General features: G+C 62.8%; 3 protein-coding genes and 1 pseudogene. All 4 read left to right on the plus strand.

Annotated elements, in window-relative coordinates:
• Window positions 1-1,476, plus strand: a 1,476-nt coding sequence (locus EN939_RS20295) for a peptidoglycan D,D-transpeptidase FtsI family protein (protein WP_164751103.1), incomplete at its 5' end; no start/stop codon positions are given.
• A gap of 54 nt (window positions 1,477-1,530) precedes the next feature.
• Complete coding sequence (locus tag EN939_RS20300; RefSeq protein WP_127269410.1) at window positions 1,531-2,985, plus strand: UDP-N-acetylmuramoyl-L-alanyl-D-glutamate--2,6-diaminopimelate ligase; 1,455 nt, start codon at window positions 1,531-1,533, stop codon at window positions 2,983-2,985.
• A complete protein-coding gene (locus EN939_RS20305) occupies window positions 2,982-4,463 on the plus strand; it encodes a UDP-N-acetylmuramoylalanyl-D-glutamyl-2,6-diaminopimelate--D-alanyl-D-alanine ligase (RefSeq protein WP_127269411.1) in 1,482 nt (493 codons plus the stop codon). Before EN939_RS20300 ends, EN939_RS20305 begins: the two co-directional genes overlap by 4 nt.
• 19 nt (window positions 4,464-4,482) lie before the next feature.
• Window positions 4,483-5,076: pseudogene (mraY, locus tag EN939_RS20310) on the plus strand (phospho-N-acetylmuramoyl-pentapeptide-transferase); the annotation flags it as partial.

Below are 5,076 nucleotides of genomic sequence, written 5' to 3' on the forward strand. Positions count from 1 at the left end.
GTCGACCGCAACGGCGAAGTGCTGGCCACGGATATCAAGACAGCGTCGCTGTTTGCAGAACCACGCCGGATTGTCGACGCCGACGAGGCGATCGAGAAGCTGTCGACGGTGCTTCCGGACATCGACTATGAGCAGACCTACCACAAGCTGAAGAGCGGCGCCGGTTTCGTCTGGCTGCAGCGGCAGCTGACGCCCAAGCAACAGTCCGACATCATGCAACTCGGCATTCCCGGTTTCGGCTTCCGTACCGAAAAGCGCCGCTTCTATCCGAGCGGCGAGACCTCGTCCTACATTGTCGGCCTCACCAACATCGACAACCAGGGCATCTCCGGAATGGAGAAATATGTCGACGAGCAAGGCTTGAGCGACCTGCAGGCATCGGGCCTTGCCATTGCCAAGGATCTCAAGCCGGTAAAGCTTTCGATCGATCTGCGCGTGCAGCATGTGGTGCGCGACGAGATCGCCGCCGGCCTGGAGCGCTATCGTGCCATGGGCGCCGGCGCCGTCGTGCTCAACGTCAAGACCGGCGAAGTGGTGGCCATGGCCTCGGTGCCGGATTTCGATCCGAACAATCCCTACAATGCACAGGACAAGGACCGGCTGAATCGCATGTCGGCGGGCCTCTACGAGATGGGCTCGACCTTCAAGAGCTTCACCTCAGCCATGGCGCTCGATTCCGGCAAGGCGACGATGGCGAGCCGCTTCGATGCTTCGCATCCAATCCGCGTCGGCCATCAGGCCATTCACGATTTCCACGGCAAGAACCGTGTGCTGTCGTTGCCGGAGGTGTTCCTCTATTCGTCCAACATCGGGTCGGCCAGGGAAGCCGAGATGGTCGGCATCGAGGGCCATCGCGAATTCCTGCATCGCCTTGGCCTTCTGGACAGGATGCAGACCGAATTGCCGGAGACTGCCCGTCCGACTGAACCGAAGGTCTGGAAACAGGTCAATTCATTCACCATCGCCTTCGGCCATGGCGTGTCGACGACGCCGCTGCAAGCGGCTGTGGGCTGCGCGGCGTTGATGAATGGCGGCTTCCTGATGAACCCTACCTTTTTGGTGCGCACGCAGGCGGAAGCGATGGCCACCGCCAAGAAAGTGGTGAGCGAAAAGACCGTCGAAGGCATGCGCTACCTCTATTCGCTCAATGCCGAGAAGGGCTCTGCCCGAAACGCCAGAGTCCCCGGCTACCGCGTTGGTGGCAAGACCGGAACGGCCGAGAAGGTCGTCAATGGCCGCTACTCCAAGGACTTGAATTTCAACACTTTCGTCGCCGCCTTCCCGATGGACGATCCGCAGTATCTGGTGTTTACCATTGCCGATGCCCCGCACCCGGAAAAGCCTGGCATGACGGATGTCGCGGCCGCAAATGCGGGGGTCATGGCCGGCAATATCATCAGGCGTTCAGCTGCCATGCTTGGCGTGAAGCCAGATTTCAGCCATGAAAATGGTGCAACGCTGGTTTCCTATCAGTGATTCTTAGGGCGCGCCGGCAACAGCGCGCTATTTTGTTGCGGTGAACGGGACTCGATGAAGCTCAGAGATCTAGCCGGTATCCTGCCCGTCGAGGGAATAGCTTCCGTCGATCTGGAGGTTACAGGGATTTCTTCGGATTCCCGTCAGGTAAAAGCGGGTGTTGTCTTCTTTGCGCTCGCGGGAACCAAGGCCGACGGTGCCGTTTATGCCGCCGACGCCGCCGCGCGCGGTGCGGCCGCGATCGTAGCGGGCAAGGGCAGCACCATTGCCGGGCTGTCGGTCCCGGTATTGGCAGTCGACGATCCGCGCCTGGCGTTGGCGCTGAGTGCGGCCCGCTATTTCGGCAAGCAGCCTGAGATAATGGTCGCGGTGACCGGCACCAGCGGCAAGACTTCGGTCGCGGCTTTCACCAGGCAGATCTGGGAGCAGTCCGGTTATGCCGCCGCTTCGATCGGCACCACTGGCGTGGTGGCGCCTGGGCGCAACGACTATGGCTCGCTGACGACACCCGATCCGGTCGCCCTGCATCAATTGCTGCGGGAATTGGCGGATGCCGGCGTTACCCACGCTTCGATGGAGGCTTCCAGCCATGGGCTCGACCAGCGCCGTCTGGACGGTGTGAAGCTGGCGGCCGGCGGCTTCACCAATCTCGGCCGCGATCATATGGACTATCATCCGACCATCGAGGACTATCACCGCGCCAAACTGCGTCTGTTCGATGCGCTGCTGCCGAAAGGCGCACCGGCCGTCATCTTCGCCGACGATCCATGGTCGGCACCGACGATTCAGGCGGCGCGGGCCGCCGGGCTCGAAGTGCTGACGGTCGGCCGCCATGGCGATTTCCTCAGGCTGAAGCGGGTCGAGCACGAGCGCCACCGCCAGCGGGCCGAGGTCGAGGCCGATGGCGTGCTCTACGAGATCGACCTGCCGCTGGCCGGTGATTTCCAGATTTCGAATGCGCTGGTTTCGGCGGGTCTTGCCATTTCCACGGGAACACCTGTAGCCAAGGCATTGTTGGCGTTGGAGAAATTGAAGGGCGCCCCGGGCCGGCTCGACCTCGTCGGCACCACCGGCAATGGCGCGCCGGTCTATGTCGATTATGCCCACAAGCCCGACGCGCTGGAAAACGTGCTGTCCTCGGTGCGCCCATTCACCACCGGCCGCGTCATCGTCGTGTTCGGCTGCGGCGGCGACCGCGACCGCGGCAAGCGACCGATCATGGGCGAGATTGCAACGCGGCTTGCAGATGTCGTCATCGTCACCGACGACAATCCGCGCTCCGAAGTGCCGAAAACGATCCGCGCCGCTATTTTGGCCGCCGCCCCCGGTGCCATCGAGATCGGCGACCGGCGCCAGGCGATCCACGAGGCGGTTGCCATGCTGCATGCCGGCGACACGCTGATCGTGGCCGGCAAGGGGCACGAGGAAGGCCAGACGATCGGCTCCGAGACCTTGCATTTCTCCGATCACGAGGAAGTTCGCGCGGCACTTACGGAGCGTGCCGCATGAGCTTGCTGTGGACCTGCGAGGCGCTGGTTGCCGCCATGGACGGGCGGCCGTTGGGGCCGATGCCGGAAGGCATTTCCGGCATTTCGATCGACAGCCGCAGCCTGCAGCCGGGCGACGCCTTCTTCGCCATCAAGGGCGAGGCGATGGACGGCCATGACTTCGCCACCGCCGCCATCAAGGCCGGCGCCGGCGTGCTGGTGGTGGCCGAAGGCAAGCTGCCGTCGCTCGGCCGGCTGACGGCGCCGATCATCGTCGTCGAGGACGTGCTGGTCGCACTGGAAAAGCTTGGAATTGCGTCGCGCGCCCGCTCGAGCGCGAAAATCATCGCTGTGACCGGTTCGGCCGGCAAGACCACGACCAAGGAAGCGCTGCGCCATGTGCTGCAAGCCGTCGGCAAGGTGCACGCCTCGGCGCAGTCCTTCAACAATCACTGGGGCGTGCCGCTGACCTTGGCGCGCATGCCTGATGATTGCGACTATGCCGTATTCGAGATCGGCATGAACCATCCCGACGAAATCCGGCCGCTGGTAAAAATGGTGAGGCCGCATGTCGCCATCGTCACCATGATCGCGGCGGCGCATCTCGGCTTTTTCCGCAATCTCGACGAGATTGCCAAGGCCAAGGCCGAGATTTTCGAAGGGCTGGAGCCCGAGGGGGCCGCCATCCTCAACCGCGACGATGCGCGCTTCAAGCTGCTCGACAAGATGGCCCATGCCGCCGGTGTCGAGCACGTCTACGGCTTCGGCGAGAATGCGCGCTCTACCTTCAAGCTCACCAAATGCGAACTGCATGCGGATCATTCCGACATCATCGCCAGGATCGGCGGCCACGAAGTGGCGGCGCGGATCGGCGCGCCCGGCCGCCATATGGTGCAGAACGTGCTGGCGGTGCTGGGTGCTGCGCATCTGGTCGGCGCCGATCTCGACAAGGTGGCTTCAGCACTGGCCGATCTCTCTGCCGAACGCGGGCGCGGCAAGCGCCATGTGCTGCGCCATCCCGGTGGCTCGACTTCGAGCCACCCAGGTGGCTCGACTTCGAGCTACCCAGGTGGACTGATCACGCTGATCGACGAAAGCTACAACGCCAATCCGGCATCGATGGCTGCTGCCATGGCATTGCTCAACGCGACGCCTGTGACGGGCGAGGGCCGCCGCATCGCCGTGCTCGGCGACATGCTCGAACTTGGCGACCATTCGGCCAAGCTGCATGCAGCCCTTGCCGACCTCATCGTCGGCACGGGCACGCGGACCGTCTTTCTCGGCGGCCCGGAAATGCGGGCGCTGGCAGAAGCGCTGCCGGCTGAGATCAAGACGGAATACCGCGCCGGTGTCGAGGAGTTGAAGCCGGTGCTGCTTGCCGCGCTCAAGCCGGGCGACGTGGTGATGATCAAATCGTCGAAGGGCATCGGCTTTGCAAAACTGGTCGATGCGCTGCTGGGCAAATTCCCGGCTGAATCGACAGCCAGAAAACAGACCTAGGTCGGGGGACGAAAAGCGCATGTTTACACTGCTCGTCGATTTTGCGGACAAGGTCTCGGTCTTCAATGTCTTCCGCTACATCACCTTCCGCACCGGCGGGGCGCTGATCACGTCGGCGCTGATCGTCTTCATCTTCGGGCCGACCATCATCAATTCGCTGCGGCTGCGGCAAGGCAAGGGCCAGCCGATCCGCGCCGACGGACCGCAGACGCATTTCAAGAAGGCCGGCACGCCGACCATGGGCGGACTGATGATCCTGTCGGGCATCATCGGCTCGTCGCTTTTGTGGGCCAACCTGTCGAGCATCTATGTCTGGGTGGTGCTGCTGGTGACGCTGGGCTTCGGCTCGATCGGCTTCTACGACGACTATCTGAAGGTGACGAAACAGTCACATCTCGGCTTTTCCGGCAAGGCAAGGCTGGCGCTTGAATTCGTTATCGCCGGCATCGCCGCCTGGGTGATCATGCACAATGGCCAGGCGCCGTTCTCTTCGTCGCTGACGTTTCCCTTCGCCAAGGAATTCATCGTCAATCTCGGCTGGTTCTTCATTCCGTTCTCCTGCTTCGTCATCGTCGGAGCAGGCAATGCTGTGAACCTCACCGACGGTCTGGAC

Origin of the sequence: Mesorhizobium sp. M7A.F.Ca.CA.002.05.1.1 (assembly GCF_003998335.1) — a bacterium.
Taxonomy (GTDB): domain Bacteria; phylum Pseudomonadota; class Alphaproteobacteria; order Rhizobiales; family Rhizobiaceae; genus Mesorhizobium.